The 19807-nt window shown below is 68.1% G+C and carries 17 protein-coding genes; 16 read left to right on the forward strand and 1 reads right to left on the reverse strand.

Annotation, left to right across the window (positions count from 1 at the left end; genetic code table 11):
- Positions 1-31: 31 nt before the first annotated feature.
- From Q1V88_RS13270 to Q1V88_RS13310, 9 genes are all read left to right on the forward strand, one after another.
- Positions 32-802: a YebC/PmpR family DNA-binding transcriptional regulator gene (locus Q1V88_RS13270; RefSeq protein ID WP_300681712.1), complete on the forward strand. Its 771-nt coding sequence runs from the start codon at positions 32-34 to the stop codon at positions 800-802.
- A gap of 75 nt (positions 803-877) precedes the next feature.
- Positions 878-1396, forward strand: a complete 519-nt coding sequence (ruvC, locus tag Q1V88_RS13275) for a crossover junction endodeoxyribonuclease RuvC (RefSeq protein ID WP_300681713.1) — start codon at positions 878-880, stop codon at positions 1394-1396.
- The gene (gene ruvA, locus Q1V88_RS13280; RefSeq protein WP_300681714.1) at positions 1393-1983 is read left to right on the forward strand and encodes a Holliday junction branch migration protein RuvA; all 591 of its coding nucleotides are present in this window, start codon (positions 1393-1395) and stop codon (positions 1981-1983) included. The genes ruvC and ruvA overlap by 4 nt, the downstream gene beginning before the upstream one ends.
- A gap of 4 nt (positions 1984-1987) precedes the next feature.
- Positions 1988-3055, forward strand: coding sequence for a Holliday junction branch migration DNA helicase RuvB (gene ruvB, locus Q1V88_RS13285; RefSeq protein ID WP_300681715.1), 1068 nt, complete (start codon positions 1988-1990; stop codon positions 3053-3055).
- A 144-nt stretch (positions 3056-3199) separates the two neighbouring features.
- Positions 3200-3553, forward strand: a complete 354-nt coding sequence (yajC, locus tag Q1V88_RS13290; RefSeq protein WP_300681717.1) for a preprotein translocase subunit YajC — start codon at positions 3200-3202, stop codon at positions 3551-3553.
- Positions 3554-3559: 6 nt separating this feature from the next.
- On the forward strand, positions 3560-5239 hold the full coding sequence (gene secD, locus Q1V88_RS13295; protein WP_300681719.1) for a protein translocase subunit SecD: 1680 nt from the start codon (positions 3560-3562) through the stop codon (positions 5237-5239).
- The gene (secF, locus tag Q1V88_RS13300; protein ID WP_300681721.1) at positions 5239-6483 is read left to right on the forward strand and encodes a protein translocase subunit SecF; all 1245 of its coding nucleotides are present in this window, start codon (positions 5239-5241) and stop codon (positions 6481-6483) included. Before secD ends, secF begins: the two co-directional genes overlap by 1 nt.
- A 31-nt stretch (positions 6484-6514) precedes the next feature.
- Positions 6515-7051 carry an adenine phosphoribosyltransferase gene (locus Q1V88_RS13305; RefSeq protein WP_300681722.1) on the forward strand — a complete coding sequence of 179 codons (537 nt, stop codon included), beginning with the start codon at positions 6515-6517 and terminating at the stop codon, positions 7049-7051.
- 112 nt (positions 7052-7163) lie between these two features.
- A complete protein-coding gene (locus Q1V88_RS13310) occupies positions 7164-9401 on the forward strand; it encodes a bifunctional (p)ppGpp synthetase/guanosine-3',5'-bis(diphosphate) 3'-pyrophosphohydrolase (RefSeq protein ID WP_300681778.1) in 2238 nt (745 codons plus the stop codon).
- Positions 9402-9461: 60 nt separating this feature from the next.
- Here Q1V88_RS13310 and Q1V88_RS13315 read toward each other — a convergent pair whose 3' ends face one another.
- Complete coding sequence (locus tag Q1V88_RS13315; protein WP_300681724.1) at positions 9462-10700, reverse strand: DUF349 domain-containing protein; 1239 nt, start codon at positions 10698-10700, stop codon at positions 9462-9464.
- A gap of 88 nt (positions 10701-10788) precedes the next feature.
- On the opposite strand from Q1V88_RS13315, the gene Q1V88_RS13320 reads away from it, so the two are divergent.
- From Q1V88_RS13320 to Q1V88_RS13350, 7 genes are all read left to right on the forward strand, one after another.
- A complete protein-coding gene (locus tag Q1V88_RS13320) occupies positions 10789-11469 on the forward strand; it encodes an MBL fold metallo-hydrolase (RefSeq protein WP_300681725.1) in 681 nt (226 codons plus the stop codon).
- 3 nt (positions 11470-11472) lie between these two features.
- Complete coding sequence (hisS, locus tag Q1V88_RS13325) at positions 11473-12822, forward strand: histidine--tRNA ligase (protein ID WP_300681727.1); 1350 nt, start codon at positions 11473-11475, stop codon at positions 12820-12822.
- Positions 12819-14606 carry an aspartate--tRNA ligase gene (gene aspS / locus Q1V88_RS13330; RefSeq protein WP_300681729.1) on the forward strand — a complete coding sequence of 596 codons (1788 nt, stop codon included), beginning with the start codon at positions 12819-12821 and terminating at the stop codon, positions 14604-14606. The genes hisS and aspS overlap by 4 nt, the downstream gene beginning before the upstream one ends.
- Positions 14607-14776: 170 nt before the next feature.
- Positions 14777-15745, forward strand: coding sequence for an ABC transporter permease (locus tag Q1V88_RS13335; RefSeq protein ID WP_300681731.1), 969 nt, complete (start codon positions 14777-14779; stop codon positions 15743-15745).
- Positions 15746-15820: 75 nt separating this feature from the next.
- Positions 15821-17575 (forward strand): ABC transporter substrate-binding protein, encoded by a 1755-nt coding sequence (locus Q1V88_RS13340; protein ID WP_300681733.1) that lies wholly within the window; start codon positions 15821-15823, stop codon positions 17573-17575.
- A 121-nt stretch (positions 17576-17696) separates the two neighbouring features.
- The gene (locus Q1V88_RS13345; RefSeq protein ID WP_300681734.1) at positions 17697-18743 is read left to right on the forward strand and encodes an ABC transporter permease; all 1047 of its coding nucleotides are present in this window, start codon (positions 17697-17699) and stop codon (positions 18741-18743) included.
- Positions 18744-18772: 29 nt separating this feature from the next.
- On the forward strand, positions 18773-19804 hold the full coding sequence (locus tag Q1V88_RS13350) for an ABC transporter ATP-binding protein (protein ID WP_300681736.1): 1032 nt from the start codon (positions 18773-18775) through the stop codon (positions 19802-19804).
- Positions 19805-19807 lie beyond the last annotated feature (3 nt).

Consider the following 19807-nt stretch of genomic DNA (forward strand, 5'->3'; position numbering starts at 1 on the left):
GCGAATTCCAAGAGCTGTGAAGTAGGGACGCATGTCTGGGCACTCCAAGTGGGCAACCACCAAGCACAAGAAGGCCGCGATCGATGCCAAGCGAGGCAAGCTGTTCGCGAAGCTGATCAAGAACATCGAGATCGCGGCCAAGATGGGTGGTCCTGACCCCTCCGGCAACCCGACCCTGTTCGACGCGATCTACAAGGCGAAGAAGCAGTCGGTTCCCAACGACAACATCGAGCGTGCCCGCAAGCGCGGTGGCGGCCTCGACGGCGGCGGCGTCAACTACGACACGATCATGTACGAGGTCTACGGCCCCTCGGGCGTGGCGCTGCTGGTCGAGTGCCTCACCGACAACAAGAACCGGGCCGCCATGGAGGTCCGCACCGCGGTCACCCGCAATGGCGGCACGATGGCCGACCCGGGCTCGGTGTCGCGGCTGTTCAACCGCAAGGGTGTCGTGCTGCTGAACAAGAGCCAGGACGGCAAGGACGTCGACGAGGACGCCGTGCTCGAGGCGACCCTCGACGCCGGTGCCGAGGAGGTCAACGACCTCGACGAGACCTGGCAGGTCATCTCCGAGCCGACCGACCTGGTCGCGGTGCGCTCCGCGATCCAGGAGGCGGGCCTGGACTACGACTCCGCCGACGCCGAGTTCGTCGCGACGATGGACATCCCGGTCGCCGACGCCGCCACCGCCACCAAGGTGATGAAGCTGATCGACGCGATCGACGACCTCGACGACGTCCAGAACGTCTTCTCCAACGCTGAGATCTCCGACGAGATCCTCGAGGAGCTCGACGAGGCCTGAGCCCCGTGCGTGTCGTGCCCGGGTCCGTCTCCGGACCCGGGTACGCTACGAACATGTGTTCGATGGCGGTGGCCGATGCGTGTCCTCGGGGTTGACCCCGGCCTGACCCGCTGCGGCATGGGCATGGTCGAGGGGACCGTGGGCCGACCGCTGCGGATGGTCGACGTCGGCGTCATCCGTACGACGAGCACGCTCGCTGTCCCGCAGCGGCTGGTCACCATCGAGAAGGGCATCGAGGCCTGGATCGAGGAGCACCGCCCCGACGCGGTCGCGATCGAGCGGGTCTTCGCCCGCTCCGACGTCTCCACCATCATGGGGACCGCCCAGGCCAGCGGCATCGCGATGGTCTGCGCCGCCCGCCGGGGGATCCCGGTCGCGCTGCACACCCCGTCGGAGGTCAAGGCGGCGGTCTCGGGTAACGGCCGGGCCGACAAGGCCCAGGTCGGCGCGATGGTGACCCGCATCCTGCGGCTCGACGCGATGCCCAAGCCGGCCGACGCCGCCGACGCGCTCGCGTTGGCCATCACGCACATCTGGCGCGGCGGGGCTCAGGCCCGGATCGACGCCGCCCTGGCTCGAGGAGGAGTCCGTTGATCGCCCATGTTCGTGGCACCGTCACGTCCCTGACCCTGTCCAGCGCCGTCGTGGAGGTCGGGGGAGTCGGCCTGGAGCTGCTGTGCGCACCCGGCACGCTGGCCGGCCTGCGCACCGGCACCGAGGCGATGCTGCCCACGTCGCTGGTCGTGCGGGAGGACTCGCTGACCCTGTTCGGCTTCGCCGACGACGACGAGAAGTCGACCTTCGAGCTCGTCCAGACCGCCTCGGGCGTCGGCCCGAAGCTGGCCCAGGCGATCCTGGCGGTGCTCTCGCCCGACACGCTGCGGATCGCGGTGGCCTCCGACGACGTCAAGACGCTGACGAAGGTGCCCGGCATCGGGCAGAAGGTCGCCCAGCGGATCATCCTCGAGCTCAAGGACCGGATCGGGGCCCCCCGTGGTGGGGCCGCTGCTCCGACGCCGGCGCTGGCGCCCTGGCGGACCCAGGTCGCCGAGGCACTCACGGGCCTGGGCTACAACGCCAAGGATGCCGATCGTGCCGTGGACGGCGTACCGGATCCTGAGGGCACCCCCAATGTCAGCGCGCTGCTCAAGGCAGCGCTCCAGATCCTGAGCAAGGCCTGACGCCGTGCCGTTCCACGAGGACGAGCTCGACGAGGCCGAGGAGCTCCATCTCCAGCGGCTCGTCGCCGCGGAGGCCGATGGCGACGAGCGCGCGATCGAGGCAGCGCTGCGCCCCCGCAGCCTGGACGAGGTCGTCGGTCAGGTCCGGGTCCGCGAGCAGCTCGGTCTGGTGCTGGAGGCGGCCCGCCAGCGCGGCAAGACGCCCGACCATGTGCTGCTGAGTGGTCCGCCGGGGCTGGGCAAGACCACCCTGGCGATGATCATCGCCGCCGAGATGGGCACGCCGCTGCGCCTGACCAGTGGCCCGGCGATCACCCACGCCGGCGATCTGGCCTCGATCCTGTCGGGCCTCAACGAGGGCGACGTGCTCTTCGTCGACGAGATCCACCGGATGTCGCGTCCTGCCGAAGAGATGCTCTACATGGCGATGGAGGACTTCCGCGTCGACGTGATCATCGGCAAGGGGCCTGGGGCGACGTCGATCCCGCTCGACATCCCGCCGTTCACCCTGGTCGGGGCCACCACCCGCGCCGGGCTGCTGCCGGGGCCGCTGCGCGACCGGTTCGGCTTCACCGGCCACCTCGAGTTCTACGACCCCTCCGAGCTCGACCTGATCGTCCGGCGCTCGGCCGGACTCCTCGACGTCACCCTGACCGACGAGGGTGCTGCCCAGATCGCGTCCCGCTCCCGGGGCACGCCCCGGATCGCCAACCGGCTGCTGCGCCGGGTCCGCGACTTCGCCCAGGTCCGCGCCGACGGCGTGGTCTCCCTCGACGTCGCCCACGCAGCGCTGGAGCTCTACGAGGTCGACCCGCTCGGTCTGGACCGGCTCGACCGTGCCGTCCTGGACGTCCTGTGCCGACGCTTCGGCGGCGGCCCCGTCGGTGTCTCGACCCTCGCCGTCGCGGTGGGGGAGGAGCGCGAGACGGTCGAGGAGGTCGCCGAGCCGTTCCTGGTGCGCAACGGCTTCCTCGCTCGTACGCCGCGCGGCCGGATCGCCACTCCTGCGGCCTGGCACCACCTCGGCCTGCGTGCCCCGGACCTGCTGCAGGACCAACTCTTCGAGGACTAGCGCGCCGGGATCGGGGCGATGAACAGTGCATGACGTTGCTTGCGGTCTTTGCCAGGTTGCCCCGATCATGGGCGCGCCGTGGCTAGACTGACGCGTCGGCCCAGTCTGGGCCGTTTCCTTGATGTCTGTTGCTGAGAGTTCTTCATGGCCGAGCTGTTGCCCCTGATCGTCGTCCTCCTCGCTTTCTGGCTGTTCTTCCTTCGCCCGCAGCGGCGGCGCCAGATGCAGATGCGGGCCACGATCGACGCTGCGACGCCGGGCACTGAGGTCGTGCTGACCTCGGGGATCTTCGGAGTCATCAAGGAGCGCACGGACGACCATGTGCTGGTAGAGATCGCCGATGGCGTGGCGATCCGGGTCCTTCCTGGAGCGATCGGTCAGACCGTCTTCAAGGAAGACCCGGCCGACGAGGAGTCCGCCACGGCGGACGACAGTGAGGCGACCAACGGCACCACCACCCCGGCGATGTTCGACAAGCCGGACTCTGAGGAGAACTGACACACCATGGCACGCAAGACGTCCAAGCCAGGGCGCACCCTCACGGTGTTCTTCCTGGCCCTCGCGGTCGCCTACGGCCTCGTCGCGATCGGGAACACCTGGAAGCCGGCCCTCGGGCTCGACCTCCAGGGCGGCACCCGGATCACCCTGGTCGCCAAGGGCAGCCCCAGCGCTGACAACCTGAAGGAGGCGCGCGGCATCATCGACCAGCGCGTCAACGGCTCGGGTGTCTCTGAGGCCGAGGTGACCACCCAGGGCAGCAAGTTCATCCAGGTCGAGATCCCCGGCAAGAGCCGGCGCGACCTGGTGGAGACCGTCGAGCGGCAGGCGCAGCTTCGCTTCCGCTTCGTGGCGTGTGACTCCTCCACGTCCAGCACCTGTGGCACGGCCTCGGCGAGCAGCAGCACGGCGACGCCGGGCATCACCGCCCAGCGCGCGACCCTCGGCTTCGGCGCGAAGGCCGCTGACGCCTCGGCCACCCCGAGCGCCACGGCCACGCCGTCGGCTGCCGCGACAGCTGTCGCCTCGCCCAGCGGCGCCGCCTCGCCGTCGGCGTCCTCCACCGCGACGCCGACCAAGGAGTCGTCCGCCTACGACCAGGCGCTCGCCTTCATGAACAGCCCGACGGCGCCGTACACCACCGACTTCGTGAACTTCACCTGCCCGGACTCGACCGCCGACGTGGTCGACGACCCGAACAAGCCGCTGCTGACCTGCGACCCGGACGGCACCACCAAGTACCTGCTGTCGCCGGCGATCATCGAGGGCACGGACCTGACCGGCGCCAACTTCGGGATCCCGCAGGGCGACGCGAACTACGCGGTCACCCTCGACTTCAACAAGCACGGGCGTGGGATCTTCGCCGACGCGACCGGCGCCATCTCGACCACCGGCCAGCGCTTCGCGATCGTCCTCGACGGCCGCGTGCTGTCGGCTCCGACCGCCAGCAGCCGGATCGCGGGCAGCGCCCAGATCACCGGTGACTTCACCCAGACCGAGGCCAAGAGCCTCGCCACCAGCCTCAAGTACGGCTCCCTGCCGATCGCGTTCGAGAAGGACGTCTCGGTCGAGGTCGTCGGTCCGACGCTCGCCGGCAACCAGCTCAGCGCCGGTCTGCTCGCCGGTGCGATCGGTCTGGCACTGGTGATGATCTACTGCCTGCTCTACTACCGCGGGCTCGGCATCGTGGTGCTCTCCTCGCTCGTCGTAGCAGCCGCCTGGACCTACGCCCTGGTGCTGCTGCTGAGCAAGACCGCCGGCTTCACCCTGACCCTGCCCGGGATCGCGGGTCTGATCATCGCCGTCGGTATCACCGCCGACTCGTTCATCATCTTCTTCGAGCGCATCCGCGACGAGATGCGTGACGGCAAGTCGATGCGCGTCGCCGTCGAGTCCGGCTGGGTCCGTGCCCGCCAGACCCGGGTCGCGGCCAACGTGGTGCAACTGCTCAGCGCCGCGGTGCTCTACATCTTCGCCTCCGGCGTCGTGAAGGGCTTCGGCTTCGCGCTCGGTCTGTCCACCTTGATCGACCTCGCCGTGCTGTTCTGGTTCACCAAGCCGCTGGTGACGTTCTTCGGTCGGATCAAGTTCTTCAACGGCGGCGGCAAGTGGTCGGGTCTGAGCGTTGACACGCTCGGCGTCGACCCGCGTGCCGCTCGCCTCGCCAAGGTCGGAGGGAAGGCCTGATGCGCAAGTACTCACGTCTCGGACACGAGCTCTACACCGGTGAGAAGTCGTTCGACTTCATCGGCAAGCGCGGGATCTGGTACGCGATCTCCGGTGGCATCGTGCTCGCCGCCCTGCTGGTGGTGCTGCTGAAGGGACTCGCCTTCGGTGTCGAGTTCACTGGCGGTGTCCAGTTCCAGCTCTCCAACCTGACCTCGTCGCAGGCCACCCAGAAGACGGTGGACGATCTGCGCGAGACGATCGCGAACTCGGGCATCAAGGGTGCCACCGAGCCGACGGTCGCCACCTCCGGCAAGGACGGCATCTCCGTCGAGGTCGAGGAGCTCACCCAGGCTGACAGCGACAAGCTGCTCCAGGTGATCACCAAGGAGGTCGGCATCGACGCCAAGCAGGTCTCGCAGGACGAGATCGGCGCGAGCTGGGGTGCCGAGGTCGCCAAGCGGGCCTTGACCGGTGTCGTGGTCTTCCTGGTGCTGTCGATGCTCTTCATCGGCATCTACTTCCGAGAATGGAAGATGTCGGCAGCCGCCTTCATCGCGCTCTTCCACGACGTCGTGATCACGATGGGCATCTACTCGCTCTCGGGGTTCAAGGTAACACCGGCGGCGGTGACCGGTGTGCTCGCCATCCTCGGCTTCTCGCTCTACGACACGGTCGTGGTCTTCGACAAGATCCGTGAGAACACCCACCAGATGAAGGCGAAGAAGACGACGTACGCGCGTGCCGCGAACCTCGCCGTCAACCAGACCCTGGTCCGGTCGATCAACACCTCGGTCGTCGCCCTCATCCCGATCGGCGCGATCCTGTACGTCAGTGCCGTGCAGCTCGGGGCCAGCTCGCTCAAGGACCTCGCGCTTGCGCAGTTCGTCGGCATGGCCGCCGGTGTGTTCTCCTCGGTCTGGGTCGCCCCGCGCATCCTGGTCCACCTCAAGTCGGGGGAGAACGAGGTCAAGCTCGCCGAGAAGCGTGCCCGTGCCCGGGAGCGCTCCGACAAGTACGCCAACGTTCCGTCGTTCACCGAGAACATGGCGGTGGCCGAGGAGCCGGACGAGCTCGAGGAGTACGGCGACGACGACGGTGACACCGGTGCGCAGGTCGGCGCCGGTCCCCGTCAGGCCAGCAACACCTCGGCCTACGGCAAGGGCCGGATCGCTCCGGCACCGAACGGCCCGGTCGAGGACTCCGGAGCCGCAGGTCGGCCCCAGCCCTCGCGCAAGCCGCGTTCGCAGCGCGGCAAGAAGTAGCACCCGCACCACTCGCTAGGAAGCACCTCCGATGGCCAGCAGCGTCGATCTGACGACGTACATCCATGACGTCCCCGACTACCCCCAGCCGGGGGTGGTGTTCAAGGACATCTCGCCGCTGCTGGCCTCGCCGGAGGCCTTCGCTGCCACGGTCGAGGCGCTGGCCGCGGCAGGGCGCGACGAGACCGGTCAGGTCGTCGTCGACAAGGTGCTCGGGATGGAGGCGCGTGGCTTCATCCTGGCCGCGCCGGTCGCCCTCGCTCTGGGGGTCGGCTTCGTCCCGGTGCGCAAGTCCGGGAAGCTCCCGCGCGCGGTCCACGCCGAGTCCTACGCCCTGGAGTACGGCGAGGCGACGCTGGAGATCCACACCGACGCCGTCGCCCCCGGTGAGCGCGTGCTGCTCGTCGACGACGTGCTCGCCACCGGTGGCACCCTGGCCGCCTCGGTCCGGCTGGTCGCCTCGGCCGGTGGCGTCGTCACCGCAGCGGCGGTGCTGATGGAGCTCGGCTTCCTCGACGGTCGGGCAGCGCTGCCCGACGTACCGCTCACGTCGCTGCTCCTGGTCTGAACCCGGGCACTAGACTGGGCCAATGAGCGAGGAACGCACAGTCTCCCCGGCCCGCAGGAGCGCGGCGCAGGCCGCCGGTGCGGCGAACGGGGGCCCGACGTCGGGTCGGAGCATGCGGGCCCGCCTGGCGCGGATGGGCCAGCGCTCCGGTGCTGTGAACCCGGTGCTGGAGCCGCTCTTCAGGGCGGTCCGCGCCGCTCACCCGAAGGCCGATCTGGCGCTCCTGGAACGCGCCTACGTCACCGCGGAGCGGTTGCACCGCGGCCAGATGCGCAAGAGCGGCGACCCGTACATCACCCACCCGCTCGCGGTCACCACGATCCTTGCCGAGCTCGGCATGACCGAGCCGACCCTGGTGGCGGCGCTGCTGCACGACACGGTCGAGGACACGCCGTACACCCTGGAGCAGCTGACGAAGGACTTCGGCGCCGAGGTGGCGCAGATGGTCGACGGCGTCACCAAGCTCGACAAGGTGCAGTACGGCGACTCCGCGCAGTCGGAGACCATCCGCAAGATGGTCGTCGCGATGAGCAAGGACATCCGGGTCCTGGTGATCAAGCTCGCCGACCGGCTGCACAACATGCGCACGCTGCGCTATGTGCCACTCAAGAGCCAGGAGCGCAGCGCGAACGAGACGCTCGACATCTACGCGCCGCTGGCCCACCGGCTCGGCATGAACACGATCAAGTGGGAGCTCGAGGACCTCGCCTTCGCGACCCTGCACCCCAAGATCTACGACGAGATCGTCCGCCTGGTGGCCGAGCGGGCACCCTCGCGCGACCAGTTCCTGGCCCAGGTCATCAGCCAGGTCGAGAACGACCTCAAGGACTCCAAGATCAAGGCGACCGTCACCGGCCGACCGAAGCACTACTACTCGATCTACCAGAAGATGATCGTCGGCGGGAAGGACTTCGCCGACATCTACGACCTGGTCGGGATCCGGATCCTGGTCGACGACGACCGCGACTGCTACTCCGTCCTCGGCGTGCTGCACTCACGCTGGAACCCGGTGCTCGGCCGGTTCAAGGACTACGTCGCGATGCCGAAGTTCAACCTCTACCAGTCCCTGCACACCACCGTGATCGGTCCGGCCGGCAAGCCGGTCGAGATGCAGATCCGCACCTTCGCGATGCACCGCCGCGCCGAGTACGGCGTCGCGGCGCACTGGAAGTACAAGGAGGACGGCCGCGCCGGGGTCGACACCGACAGGCCGCTGGGCGCCGTCGCCGGGCCCGACATGAGCTGGGTCCGCACCCTGGTGGACTGGCAGTCCGAGGTCGAGGACCCGGGGGAGTTCCTGGAGTCGCTCCGCTTCGAGATGAACCGGACCGAGGTCTATGTCTTCACCCCCAAGGGCGACGTGATCGCGCTCCCGGCCGACGCCACGCCGGTCGACTTCGCCTACGCGGTGCACACCGAGGTCGGGCACCACACCATTGGCGCCCGGGTCAACGGTCGGCTGGTGCCGCTGGAGTCGACCCTGGCCAACGGTGACACCGTCGAGGTCTTCACCTCGAAGTCGCAGAACGCCGGACCCTCGCGCGACTGGCTCTCCTTCGTGAAGTCCAACCGCGCCCGCTCCAAGATCAAGGCCTGGTTCACCCGCGAGCGCCGCGACGAGGCGATCGAGAAGGGCCAGGAGCAGATCGCGAAGCTGATGCGCAAGGAGGGGCTGCCCCTCAAGCGCCTGATGTCGCACGAGTCGTTGACCCTGGCCGCGAAGCACTTCAACATCGCCGACGTCGAGGCGCTGTACGCCGCCGTCGGCGAGGGCAACGTCTCCGCGCAGGCCGTCGTACGCCGGGTCGTGGACGAGCACGGCGGGAGCGACGCGGCCCAGGAGGACCTGGCCGAGGCCGTCACCCTGACCCGGCGCAGCCGGGGCCACGCCACCCACCAGTCCGACGTCGGGGTGCTGGTCAAGGGACAGCCCGACGTGTGGGCGAAGCTGGCCAAGTGCTGCACGCCGGTGCCCGGTGACCCGATCATCGGCTTCGTCACCAAGGTCGGCGGGGTCTCGGTCCACCGGGAGAACTGCACCAACGCCGGCTCGCTGCGCACCCATCCGGAGCGGATGATCGACGTGGAGTGGGACGACTCGGTCACCACCGTCTTCCTGGTCAACATCCAGGTCGAGGCCCTCGATCGTGCCCGGCTGCTCTCCGACATCACGATGGCCCTGTCGGACAGCCACGTGAACATCCTGTCCGCGAACCTGTCCACCGGACGCGACCGGGTGGCCAAGAGCAGGTTCACCTTCGAGATGGCCGACGCCAAGCATCTGGACACCGTGCTGAAGTCGGTGCGCAGCGTCCCCGGCGTCTTCGACGCCTACCGGGTCACCTCCTGACCCATCACACGACGACGAACGGCCGGCTCCGAGGAGCCGGCCGTTCGTGGTGGTGCGGGATCAGCTGAAGTCGGCTGCCGCGCGCTTGGCCATGTCGAGGAAGCCCTTGCGTCCCTCGAGGTTCTCCTTGAGGGAGGCGGCCTTCTTGGCGTCGCCGGCGGCCTCAGCCTTGGCGATGTCGGCCTCGAGCTTCGCGATCGCGTCCTCGAGCTTGGTGATCATGTCGTCGGCACGGGCCGACTTCTCCGGGTCGGACTTGCTCCACTGCTCGTCCTCGACGGCCTTGATCGCCTGCTCGACCTTGCGGATGCGGCCCTCGAGCTCCTTCATCCGGTCGCGCGGCACCTTGCCGATCGCGTCCCAGCGGTCGGCCAGGTCGCGGAACGCGGCCTTGGCGGTGGCCAGGTCGGTGACGGGCACCAGCGCCTCGGCCTCGACCAGCAGGGCCTCTTTGGCCACGGCGTTCTCGGCGAACTCAGCGTCGATCGCGGCGTTGGCGGAGTCGCGGTTGCCGAAGAACGTGTCCTGGGCGGCGCGGAAGCGCTTCCACAGGGCGTCGTCGATCTCCTTGGCAGCCGGACCGGCGGCCTTCCAGCGCGACATCAGGTCGCGGTAGCGGCCCGCGGTCAGGCCCCAGTCCTCGGAGTCGGCCAGGCCCTCGGCCTCGACGACCAGCTTCTCCTTGATCGCCTGCGCGCCGGCGCGCTTCTCGTTGAGCTCGGCGAAGTGCGCCTTGCGGCGACGGGTGTAGGCGGTGCGGGCAGTGGAGAAGCGCTTCCACAGCGCCTCATCACCGGCACGGTCCAGCCGGGGGAGGACCTTCCACGACTCCAGCAGCTCACGGAGCCGGTTGGCACCGTTGCGCCAGTCGTTGCCCTGGGCGAGGGTCTCGGCCTCGGTGACGATCTGCTCCTTGGCGGCGCGGGTCTCCTCGGCCTTGGCCGCACGCTCGGCCTTGCGGGCCTCACGCTGGGTCGCGATCACGGGCTGGAGGGCGTCGAGCTTGGCGCTGAGGCTGGCCAGGTCGCCGACGGCACGAGCGTCGGTCACCTTCACGCGGACGGCCTTGATCGCCTCGGTGGCTTCGTCCGGCGTGGCCTTCCCGCCGTTGACGCGCAGGACGAGCTGATCGACCTCGAAGGCGAGCTGATCGAACTTGTCGGTGAAGAACGCCAGCGCCTCCTCCGGGGTGCCGTCGAGGAACTGTCCGACCGCGCGCTCGCCGTCAGCCGTGCGCACGTAGACGTTTCGGTCGTCGTCAACTCGACCCCAGGACTGGGTCGGTTCAGGGTTGGTCACGGCCCACATCCTATGCATGAGTCGGCGTTCTGTGCGGCCGGTGTGAGGCGATGCGGTCAGGGGAGCCGTTTCTCTATAGGATTCTCGGGTGCTGATCGCAGGTTTCCCCACAGGCGCCTGGGGCACCAACTGCTACCTCGCCGCCACCGGTCCGGGCTCGGAGTGTGTCGTCATCGACCCCGGTCAGGATGCTGCTCCCGGGATCGCCGAGCTCGTCCGCGAGCACCGGCTCAAGCCGGTCGCGATCCTGTTGACCCACGGCCACATCGACCACATGTTCTCGGTGACCCCGGTCGCCGGGACGTACGACGCCACCGCCTGGATCCACCCGGCCGACCGGCATCTGCTGGCCGACCCGATGGCCGGGATCAGTGCGGAGTCGGCGCGGATGCTGCTGGGCGGCGACTACCGGTTCACCGAGCCCGACGCGGTCGAGGAGCTCGCCGACGGGCGGTCCCTGGAGCTGGCCGGACTGACGTTCACCGTCGACCACACCCCGGGCCACACCGCGGGCTCGGTCTCGTTCCGCACGCCCTGGACCGTCAGCGACGAGATCTCCGAGGTCATGTTCGCCGGCGACCTGCTCTTCGCGGGCTCGATCGGGCGCACCGACCTGCCCGGCGGCGACCATGCCACGATGCTGTCCACACTGCGCACCAAGGTGCTTCCGCTCGCCGACGACATCGTGGTCCTGCCCGGACACGGCGAGCAGACCTCGATCGGGCGTGAACGCGCCACCAACCCCTTCCTGCAGGATCTGAACGGCTGACACATGGCAAAGCCCACTCCGCTCTCCGGCTTCCCGGAGTTCCTCCCCGCCGAACGCTTCGTCGAGCAGCAGGTGGTCGCCACGCTGGCGCGCACCTTCGAGCTGCACGGCTTCGCCAACCTCGAGACTCGTGCGGTCGAGCCGATGGACCAGCTGCTGGCCAAGGGCGAGACCTCCAAGGAGGTCTACGTCCTCAAGCGCCTTCAGGACACCGGCGACGGCGATGCGGGCATGGGCCTGCACTTCGACCTGACGGTGCCGTTCGCCCGGTTCGTGCTGGAGAACGCCGGCAAGCTGGAGTTCCCGTTCCGGCGCTACCAGATCCAGAAGGTCTGGCGTGGCGAGCGGCCCCAGGCGGGCCGGTTCCGTGAGTTCACCCAGGCCGACATCGATGTCGTCGGCCGCGGCGAGCTCGGCTTCCACCACGACGTCGAGGTCGCCCGGGTGATGGCCGAGGCGCTGGCCTCCCTGGAGTTCCTGCCCGGCTTCACGCTGCAGGTCAACAACCGCAAGCTGATCCAGGGCTTCTACCAGGGCCTGGGCGCCACCGACCCCGCCAAGGTCATGCAGATCGTCGACAAGCTCGACAAGCTGCCGGGGGAGAAGATCACCGCGCTGCTCCAGAGCGACGCCGGGCTGAGCGCGGAGCAGGCGGCGCAGACGCTGGCGCTGGCCACGATCAAGACCGCCGACGCCTCGTTCGTGGACGAGGTCCGCGCCCTGGGTGTGGCCGACCCGCTGCTCGACGAGGGCCTGGCCGAGCTGCGTGCCGTGATTGAGGGCTGTGCGTCGGTCACCAACGAGCGCGTTCGTGTCGTCGCCGACCTGTCGATCGCGCGCGGTCTGGACTACTACACCGGCACCGTGTTCGAGACCCGCCTGGACGGCTTCGAGTCGCTCGGCTCGATCTGCTCGGGCGGGCGCTACGACTCCCTGGCCAGCGACGGCCGCACCACCTACCCCGGTGTCGGGATCTCCTTCGGCGTCAGCCGCACCCTGGTGCCGCTGATCAGCGGCGGTGTCGTCACCGCCGACCGCAGTGTGCCCAGCGCCGTGCTGGTGGCGCTCACCGACGAGGAGTCGCGTCCCGAGGCCGACGTACTCGCCGGCAGGCTGCGCGCACGGGGGATCCCCACCGAGATCGCCCCCAAGGCCGACAAGTTCGGCAAGCAGATCAAGCACGCCGACAAGCGCGGCATCCCGTTCATCCTCTTCGTGACGGAGAATGGGCCCGAGATCAAGGACATCCGGTCGGGGGAGCAGACCCCGATCGATCCCGACGCCTGGCTCCCTCCCCGTGAGGACCTGCGTCCGACCATCACCACCACCGCTGTACAGGAGACTTCGAAGTGATCCGCACCCATGACGCCGGCACGCTGCGTGCCGAGCACGTCGGCCAGACCGTCACCCTCGCCGGGTGGGTGGCGCGCCGCCGCGATCACGGTGGTGTCGCCTTCATCGACCTGCGCGACGCCTCGGGCATCGTCCAGATCGTGATCCGTGACGAGGCCGTCGCGCACCCGCTGCGCAACGAGTTCTGCCTCAAGGTCACCGGCGAGGTCGTCGCCCGCACCGAGGGCAACGTCAACCCGAACCTCGCCACCGGCGAGATCGAGGTCGTCGTGGCCGACGGTGGGCTGGAGGTGCTCAACACCTCGGCGCCGCTGCCGTTCCAGATCGACGACCACATCGAGGTCGGCGAGGAGGCGCGTCTGAAGTACCGCTACCTCGACCTGCGTCGCTCTGGCCCCGCCCACGCCATCCGGCTGCGCAGCAAGGTCTACAAGGCACTGCGCGACGTGCTGGCCGCCCGTGATTTCGTCGAGGTCGAGACCCCGACCCTGACCCGCTCCACGCCCGAGGGCGCTCGCGACTTCCTGGTGCCGGCCCGGCTCGCGCCCGGCTCCTGGTACGCGCTCCCGCAGTCGCCGCAGCTGTTCAAGCAGCTGCTGATGGTCGGCGGCCTGGAGAAGTACTTCCAGATCGCCCGCTGCTACCGCGACGAGGACTTCCGCGCCGACCGGCAGCCCGAGTTCACCCAGCTCGACATCGAGATGAGCTTCGTCGACCAGGACGACGTCATCGAGATGATGGAGGACGTCCTCACCGCGATGTGGGCCACCATCGGCGTCGAGATCCAGACCCCGATCCCGCGGATGACGTACGCCGACGCGATGGCGAAGTACGGCTCGGACAAGCCCGACCTCCGCTTCGGCAACGAGCTCGTCGACTGCACCGAGTACTTCTCCGAGACCGAGTTCCGGGTCTTCCAGGCCGAGTACGTCGGCGCCGTGGTGATGAGCGGTGGGGCCAGCCAGCCGCGCAAGCAGCTCGACGCCTGGCAGGACTGGGCCAAGCAGCGCGGTGCGCGCGGCCTGGCCTACGTGCTCCTCCAGGAGGACGGCACCCTCGGCGGCCCGGTCGCCAAGAACCTCTCCGAGGCCGAGAAGGAGGGCCTGGCCGCCCATGTCGGCGCCCAGGTCGGCGACTGCGTCTTCTTCGCCGCCGGAGCGACCAAGTCCAGCCGTGCCCTGCTGGGTGCGGCCCGTCTGGAGATCGGCAAGCGCCTGGGTCTGCTCGACCCCGAGCAGTTCGCCTTCACCTGGGTGGTCGACGCGCCGATGTTCGAGCCTGCCGCAGACGCTGTCGCCTCGGGTGACGTCGCTGTAGGCGCGGGTGCCTGGACCGCGGTGCACCACGCCTTCACCGGTCCCAAGCCGGAGTTCGCCGACACGTTCGACACCGACCCCGGCTCGGCCCTGGCCTACGCCTACGACATCGTCTGCAACGGCTCCGAGCTCGGTGGCGGGTCGATCCGTATCCACCGCGAGGACGTCCAGAAGCGGGTCTTCAACGTCATGGGGATCACCCCCGAGCAGGCCGACGAGAAGTTCGGGTTCCTGCTCGACGCGTTCAAGTTCGGCGCCCCGCCGCACGGCGGCATCGCGCTCGGCCTCGACCGCGTGGTGGCCCACCTGGCCAAGGTGGACTCGATCCGCGAGGTGATCGCGTTCCCGAAGTCCGGCGGCGGCTACGACCCGCTGACCGAGGCTCCGGCCCCGATCACCGAGCAGCAGCGCAAGGAGGCCGGCGTCGACGCCAAGCCCGAGCCGAAGGCCGACGCCGCGGCCGAGTGAGTCGAGAGCAGTGCCGCAGCACGCCCGGGGAGTCTGTCTCCCCGGGCGTGTCGCCATTTCGGGGCCGGTGTTCCCGCCGTGACCGGTTCGTGACCCAATCAACTGGTCTTGACCAGATCGTTACCCCAGGGTGACCGGCGTTCGCCTGAGAGTCACCTAAAGTCTTTCAGGTGACAAGCACGGAAGCCCTGCCGTCTGCCCCCGCAGCCGTCGTCAGCAAGTCGCCGATGCGCCTGGCGTTCGAGCGGTTCCGCACGGACAAGCGCTCGATGATCTCGTTCTGGATCGTCTTCGCCTTCGCCGTCCTGGCGTTGCTGGCGCCGATCATGAACCACCTCGGCGTGATCGACCCCTATGCGACCAACCAGAACGTGCTCGGCCCTGACACGATGCCGGCAGGCCACCTGAGTGGGATGACGTGGCACCACCTGCTCGGCGTCGAGCCCGGCACCGGCCGCGACATGCTCGCCCGGGTGTGGCTCGGACTGGCGATCTCGATCTTCATCGCGCTGACCTCGAGTCTGCTGTCGCTGATCATCGGCACCGTCCTGGGCATCATCGCCGGTGTGCGCGGTGGCTTCGCCGACGGTGCGATCGGTCGCCTGTGCGACCTGATCCTGTCCTTCCCGCAGCAGCTGATGCTGCTGGCGCTGTCGGGCATGGCTCTGGCTTTCATCAACACACAACTCCATGTGAGCGGGGCTGACTCGGCAGCCTGCATCTACGTGATCGTCGTGATGGCCATCTTCGGATGGCCGGGCATCTGCCGCCTCGTCCGGGCGCAGGTGCTGTCGATCCGTGAGCGTGAGTTCGTCGACGCCGCCGTCGTCCTCGGCGCGTCGAAGACGCGGATCTACTTCAAGGAGATCCTGCCGAACCTGTGGAGTCTGCTGCTGGTCCAGTTCACGCTGGTGCTGCCGGCGTACATCTCGACCGAGGCCGCACTGTCCTTCATGGGCGTGTCGGTCAAGCCGCCGACTCCGACGCTGGGCAACGTGCTCAACGACACCCTGAGCTACGCGCCTGTGGACTTCTTCTACTTCCTGGTTCCCGGCGCCACCATCGCGCTGCTCGTCATCACCTTTAACCTGCTCGGTGACGGCCTGCGCGACGCGCTGGACCCGAAGTCCAACCGCTAGTTCCTCATGACTCTGGTGGCAGGTAGCTACCAGCTGGGACCGCCGCGAGGCGCGTCACACATCCAAGGAGAAGTAATGGCCAACAACACGAAGCGGTTCCTTGCTGGTACCGCTGCGGCCGCCCTTGCGTTCTCGCTCGCCGCCTGCGGTGGCAGCGACAGCAAGACCAGCGGTGGCGGCAGCACGTCGACGGACACGAAGGCGGGCGGCGCGCTCACCTACTTCCTGTCGGCTCCGCTCGACCACGCTGACCCGCAGCGCATCTACATCGGTCGCGACCTGACCAACTTCCGCCGGACGGTCTACCGTTCGCTGGTCGCCTTCCCGATCTCGGACGACGCCAAGGTGTCCAACACCCCGGTCGCCGACCTCGCGACCGACACCGGCACCGCCACGGACAACTCCAAGACCTGGTCCTTCACCCTCAAGGACGGGATCAAGTGGCAGGACGGCTCGGACATCACGTGTGAGGACTTCAAGTACGGCGCCTCCCGTGTCTTCGCGACCGACACCATCACCGGCGGTCCGAACTACCTGCTGAGCTACCTCAACGTTCCCACGGACCCGAAGACCGGCCTGCCGTCGTACACGGGTCCGTACAAGAGCACCCCCGAGGGCAAGGCCGCCTTCGACAAGGCGATCACCTGCGAGGGCAAGACGATCACCTACCACTTCAACAAGCCGTGGCCGGACTTCCCGCTGGCCGTCGCCTCGCTGATGTCGACGGACCCGTACAAGCAGGACCAGGACAAGGGCGCCCAGTCCAACTACGTCATGTTCTCCAACGGTCCCTACATGATCGACGGCGGCACCACGACGTGGAACAAGGACAAGGGTGTGACCCTGGTCCGCAACACGAACTACGACGCCAAGACCGACAGCACGGACCTGCGCAAGGCGCTGCCGGACTCGATCAAGTTCGACACCGGCAAGACCGTCGACACGATCTACGGCGAGATGTTCAACAACACGCCCGAGGCCCAGGCCGGTGTCACCGGGAGCCGCCTCACCCCGGCCCTGCTCGCGCAGCTGCGCAACAAGAGCCAGTACGCCAACGTGGACTCGCCCTACAGCGACTACCTGGTGCCGAACACGAAGCGTCTGTCGCTGCCGATCCGCAAGGCTCTGGCGATGGCGACCGACAAGCAGGCCTGGATCACGGCCGGTGGTGGCGAGAAGTTCTACACCCCGTCCTACTCCATCGTGAACACCGCCACGACGGGCTACCAGAAGAACCCGGCCTTCGCCGACATCCCGCTCGCGGGTGACCCGGCCGCCGCGAAGAAGATCCTGACCGACGCCGGCGTCAAGCTGCCGTACAAGATCAAGTTCACCTTCGACAACTCCAGCGGCTCCGACGTGCCCGGCAAGCAGGCCGCGGCTCTGAAGGCTGCCTGGGACCAGGCCGGCTTCAGCGTCGAGCTCGACGGTCTGACCGACACGTACTACTCGGTCATCCAGAAGCCCGACAGCACCTCGGACATCACCTGGGCCGGCTGGGGCGCTGACTGGCCGTCGGCCAGCACCGTCACGCCGCCGCTGTTCGACAGCCGCGTCAACCTGACCGCGAACTCCAACGGCCAGGACTACGGCAACTACAAGTCCGACGCGTTCAACAAGCTGGTCGACCAGGCTGCCAACGCTGCCACCGTCGACGAGCAGACGAAGTACCTGCAGGAGGCCGACAAGCAGCTGGGTGAGGATGTCGCGTACATCCCGCTCGAGCAGTCGCTCTTCAACTGGGCGTGGGGCTCCAAGGTGGCCAACTTCACCACCACCGCCGCGTCGAACGGCTACCCGGACCTGGGTGCCATCGCCGTCAAGCAGTGAGCTGATCGCTCACCTCTGAGCATGACGTAGCCCGGGGGTGGGGTCGCACGGCCCCACCCCCGGACTCTGCTCGCACAGCACCACCGTTTGAACCTGAAACATCTGCCGGATCGAGGAAAAATTGCTCGCCTACGTCGTACGACGCGTCTTTGTCGGTGTCGTCATGTTGCTCGTCATGAGCCTGGTGACGTTCATCCTCTTCTTCGCCTCTCCGGTGGATCCCGCGCGGTACGCCGCGGGTAAGAACCCGTCGCCGCAGCTCCTCGAGCAGGTCCGCAAGTCCTTGGGGTACCCGACCAAGGGCCAGGGGGCGCTCAAGGACTACGTCGTCAACCCGGCCAAGGTCTGGGGTGACTTCCTCAAGGGTGTCGCGGTCGGCCGTGACTACCCGAACGACCCCGAGCTCAAGGCCACCCACCCCGAGCAGGTCGTGCACTGCTCGGCACCGTGCTTCGGCTTCTCCTCGTTCAACAACGAGACCGTCAACAAGGAGATCGCCGACGGCCTGCCGGTGACGATCTCGCTCTCCTTGGCGGCCGTCATCTTCTGGATGATCGGTGGCTTGGGGATCGGTGTCATAGCCGCCCTGAGAAAGGGCACGTTGCTCGACCGAGGCATCGTCGCCGTCTCGCTGTTGATCTATGCCTTCCCCGTCTTCTTCACCGGAACCTTCCTGTTGCAGTACGTCGCCATCAAGTGGCACCTGTTCCCGGTTCCGGTCTTCACCCCCTTCACCCAGAACCCGTGGGACTGGGCGGTCGGCCTGGTGCTGCCGGGCCTCACCCTGGCGGGCCTGGTGATGGCGGCGTACGTGCGTGTCACGCGCTCCTTCGTCCTGGAGTCGCTGTCGGAGGACTACGTCCGCACCGCACGTGCCAAGGGCCTCAAGACCGGCCGCGTCGTGGTCAAGCACGCGCTCCGGGCGGCACTCACGCCGCTCGTCACCATGATGGGTCTCGACCTCGCCGCCATGCTGGTCGGCGCGATCATCACCGAGCGCGTCTTCAACTACCAGGGCCTCGGCTACCTCTCCCTGCAGGCCGCGCAGACCTTCGACCTGCCGACCCTGATCGGCATGGTCGTCTTCGCCGGCGCCATCTTCATCCTGGCCAACCTGGTCGTCGACATCCTCTACTCGGTCATCGACCCGCGGGTGCGGGTGGCGTGAGCAGCGGCGGAGTAGGAAGTACAGGACACATGAACACGAACAAGACGCCCTATCTCGAGGTCCGCGACCTCAAGGTGCACTTCCCGACGCAGGACGGTCTGGTGAAGGCCACCAACGGCCTGTCCTACACCCTGGAGAAGGGCAAGACCCTCGGCATCGTGGGTGAGTCGGGCTCCGGCAAGTCGGTCTCGACCTCGACGATCATGGGCCTCCAGCGCGGCACCCGCGCCCAGGTCAGTGGCGAGATCCTGCTCGACGGCGTGGACCTGCTCAAGATCTCCAACGAGGAGATGCGCAAGCTGCGCGGCCAGGAGATCTCGATGATCTTCCAGGACCCGCTCTCGGCGATGCACCCGTACTACACGGTCGGCAACCAGATCATGGAGGCCTACCGCGTCCACAACGACGTCACCAAGAAGCAGGCCCGGACCCGCGCGATCGAGATGCTCGAGCGCGTCGGCATCCCGCAGCCCGACCGCCGCGTGGACGACTACCCGCACCAGTTCTCCGGCGGCATGCGCCAGCGCGCCATGATCGCGATGGGTCTGGTCAACAACCCGAACCTGATCATCGCCGACGAGCCGACCACGGCCCTCGACGTGACGGTGCAGGCCCAGATCCTCGACCTGCTCCAGGACCTCCAGCGCGAGTTCAACTCCGCGATCATGATCATCACCCACGACCTCGGCGTCGTGGCGGAGATGGCTGACGACGTCCTGGTGATGTACGCCGGTCGCGCGGTCGAGTACGGCACCACCAAGGAGATCCTCACCCAGCCGGAGATGCCCTACACCTGGGGCCTCATCTCCAGCGTGCCGGACGTCACCTCGGACCCGAACGAGCCGCTGATCCCGATTCCCGGCAACCCGCCGAGCCTGCTCAACCCGCCGACGGGCTGCGCCTTCAACCCGCGCTGCCAGTACTCCAGCCACGTGCCCGGCGATCGCTGCCGCACCGAGCTGCCCGACCTTGTCCCGGTCTCGGAGGGGAGTGAGCACCTCAAGCGGTGCCACCTGATCGACCCGGCCAGCCTCTTCGCCCAGACGGGAGCCCAGCGGTGACCA

It is taken from the genome of Nocardioides sp. (assembly GCF_030150155.1).
Taxonomy (GTDB): Bacteria; Actinomycetota; Actinomycetes; order Propionibacteriales; family Nocardioidaceae; genus Nocardioides.